This is a genomic window from Paraburkholderia sp. (assembly GCF_049581445.1).
Classification (GTDB): domain Bacteria; phylum Pseudomonadota; class Gammaproteobacteria; order Burkholderiales; family Burkholderiaceae; genus Paraburkholderia.
Genome location: NZ_JBAURZ010000322.1, coordinates 1 through 3,288 on the forward strand (window position 1 = coordinate 1; position 3,288 = coordinate 3,288).

Here is a 3,288-nt window from a genome sequence, read left to right on the forward strand (position 1 = left end):
GCCTGGCCGCTCGCGGTGCCGATCGCGCCGGCGCCGTTTTCCAGCGCGGCGACGCGCTCCTCGAAAACGGCGACCGTCGGGTTCGAGATCCGCGAATAGACATGGCCGGCTCGTTCCATGTTGAACAGCGCGGCCGCGTGGTCTGTGTCGCGAAACGAGAACGAGGTGGTCTGGTAAATCGGCGTGGCGCGCGCGCCGGTCGCAGGGTCTGGCGCGGCGCCGGCGTGCAGCGCGAGCGTATCGAAACGGTTGGCGGACATCCTGAGGCGGCGGAGCCACGGACGGCTCCGCGAAGGGTGAAAGTGGGGGCCATCGTATCACTGGGGCCGCCGCCTTCAAGTGCGTTTTTCCCCGATCTGGCGCGCCGCGAGGCCCGCTGCGCCTTGGTGGGCGGGCCGCTTTCCTTTTGCGGGCCTTTCCGCTAGGATCGAAAGTCAGTCATGTACTAATGGCTTTACCAGCTTCAGCAATCATTTTGCATGGGACCGAAATAGGCGCTAAAGCGCTAACTTCGGTCGACAAAGGAGACAATCATGCGAGTCAGCGACATTCTCAAGGTCAAGGGCAATACCCTTTTTACCGTTACGCCGGATACGCCGCTGCTCGAGGCCGTCAATGCGATGGCAGAGCACGATATCGGCTCGCTGGTTGTAATGGAATACGGCGATCTGGTTGGCATGCTGACCTTCCGTGAAATCATCCTGACGCTTTCCAAGCATCACGGCAGCGTGGGCTCGGCAACCATCCGCAAGGTGATGGACGACCATCCGCTCACCTGCACCCCGGAAACCGACGTGAACGAAGTGCGCCGCATGATGCTCGAGCATCACGTGCGCTATCTGCCGGTCATGGAAAGCCGCACGTTGATGGGCGTCATCTCGTTCTACGACGTGGCCAAGGCGGTGGTGGAAGAGCAGGGCTTCGAGAACCGTATGCTCAAGGCTTATATCCGTGACTGGCCGGAAGAGCAGGAGCCGCAGCAGACGCGTTAATTGGCGACTATAGCGGCGCACGGCGTGGTGCGTTGAGGCTGAGTGGCGACGGAGCGGCGGCTTGTTTGTCCCGGCCGCACTATGTGCCAGTTGCCCGGTCGGTTGTGGGCTGGCGCCGGTCAGGTCGCGCCGGCCATCAGGCTGACACAGGCATGAGTTAAAGAGCTAGGGCGCGCGCGAAAGCGTGCGCCTTTTTTACGTCCGCATCTGTCGCAGCGTCGGGTCGAGCGTGACCGTTGCCGCGCAGACGCAGACGCACCTGCACGTGCCGGGCGTGGCTGGGGCCAGCAAGGTGGCCTCGGAGTGTGCTGCCACGTGTGCCGTCCCCATCGGACGTGGGCCGCAGTGTTTAAGTACCGCTCGTTGCTTTGCGCGGTCCCTTTTCCATTTTCTTCGAGCTTCATGAGCGATCGTCCGTTACCCGCCGTCCGTCGAACCGCCCCCAGTGACGACGCGCATGAGTCACAGTTTCGCCTGTTGGGCGAGCGTCGCTTCGCGCCGTTTTTCTGGACGCAGTTCCTCGGCGCGATGAACGACAACGTCTTCAAGATCGGCTTCACGTCGCTGGTCACGTATCAGACGGCGCGCTTTTCCGGCGTCGATGCTGCGACTGCGGCATTCCTGATCTCGGCCATTTTCATCCTGCCGTTCGTGTTGCTCTCGGCCACCTCCGGTCAGATCGCCGACAAATACGACAAGGCGATGTTGACGCGCTTCGTCAAGACCTTCGAAATCGTCGTAATGCTGATCGGCGGGACCGGATTCTGGCTGCATAGCGCACCGCTGCTTTATCTGTGCACGTTTTTGATGGGCGTGCATTCGACCATATTTGGCCCGGTCAAGTATTCGTACCTGCCGCAGCATCTGGGGAAGACGGAACTGGTCGGCGGTAACGGCATGGTGGAAATGGGCACCTTCGTCGCCATCCTGATTGGCACGATCGTGGGTGGCGAAGCGGCCGGTTTTGTCGAGCACGGTGCCGTCGTGCTGGCTTGTGCGTGCGTGGTGATCGCGCTGGCGGGGCGTGTAGTCTCGATGTTCGTCCCTGCAACCCCCGCGCCGCAGCCCGACCTGCAAATCAACTGGAATCCGATTAGCGAAACCTGGCGCAATCTGCGGATTGCCCGCGAAAATCGCACGGTGTTTCTGAGCCTGCTCGGCATTTCATGGCTCTGGTTTGTCGGTGCGACGTTTCTGTCATCGTTCTTCCGTTTTGCGAAGGATGTACTGTCAGCCAATCCGGATGTCGTGACCGTTCTACTTGGCACCTTCTCGATCGGCATCGGGCTCGGGTCGCTGTTGTGCGAGCGCCTCTCGAAGCGCCGCGTCGAAGTAGGTCTTGTGCCGCTCGGTTCGATCGGCATGAGCGTGTTCGCGATCGACCTCTTTTTCGCCAGTCACGCGTTGCCGTCATCCGGGCATCTGCTGAGCGTGGGCGAATTCATTGTGATGCCGGCGCACTGGCGCGTGCTGGCGGATCTTTTCCTGCTGGCGATGTTTGGCGGCCTGTACAGCGTGCCGCTCTACGCGCTGATCCAGAGCCGCAGCCAGCCGACCCACCGCGCGCGCATTATCGCGGCGAACAACATTCTCAACTCGCTGTTCATGATTGTGTCGGCGTTGATGGCCATGGCGTTGACTTCGGCAGGCGTCAGCATTCCGGGCCTTTTTCTCGTCACCGCGCTGCTCAACATCGTGGTGGCCACGTATATCTACTCGCTGGTTCCTGAGTTCCTGCTGCGCTTCATTGCGTGGGTGCTGGTTCACACGTTCTACCGGATCCGGCTCGTACATGCCGAGCGTATTCCCGAAGAGGGTGCAGCCGTGCTGGTGTGCAACCACGTGAGCTTCGTCGATGCGATCGTCATCATGGCGGAAAGCCCGCGGCCGATCCGTTTCGTGATGGATTACCGTATCTTCAGGACGCCGCTGGCGGGCTGGGTGTTTCGGCACGCGAAGGCGATTCCCATTGCGCCGGCCCATGAGAACCCGCAGATGCTCGCGCGAGCCTATGACAGTTGCGCGGAGGCGCTTGCCGAGGGCGAACTGGTGTGCATTTTCCCGGAAGGCAAGCTGACCAAAACCGGCGAGCTGAACCCGTTCCGGCACGGCGTGAGCGAGATCCTGCGCCGTGCGCCCGTTCCGGTCATCCCGATCGCGTTACGCGGCCTGTGGGGCAGCGTGTTTTCGCGCGCCGTCGATGCGCGCTGGCCGAGGCCGCTGCGCAAGGGCATGATGAGCCGCCTGACGCTGGCAGTCGGCGAGCCGCTCGATCCCGCTCAGGTGACGCCGGAGG

The 3,288-nt window shown here is 62.0% G+C and carries 3 protein-coding genes; 2 read left to right on the plus strand and 1 reads right to left on the minus strand.

From position 1 onward, the window contains the following. Positions 1-260 (minus strand): PLP-dependent transferase (locus tag WCA85_RS26960; protein WP_424067919.1); only part of this gene is annotated, 260 nt, incomplete at its 3' end. Between the two features lie 273 nt (positions 261-533). Here WCA85_RS26960 and WCA85_RS26965 point away from each other — a divergent pair. Next, entirely contained in the window at positions 534-992 is a 459-nt protein-coding gene (locus WCA85_RS26965) for a CBS domain-containing protein (RefSeq protein WP_424067920.1), read from the plus strand. Between the two features lie 402 nt (positions 993-1,394). Further along, positions 1,395-3,288 (plus strand): MFS transporter (locus WCA85_RS26970; RefSeq protein ID WP_424067921.1); only part of this gene is annotated, 1,894 nt, incomplete at its 3' end.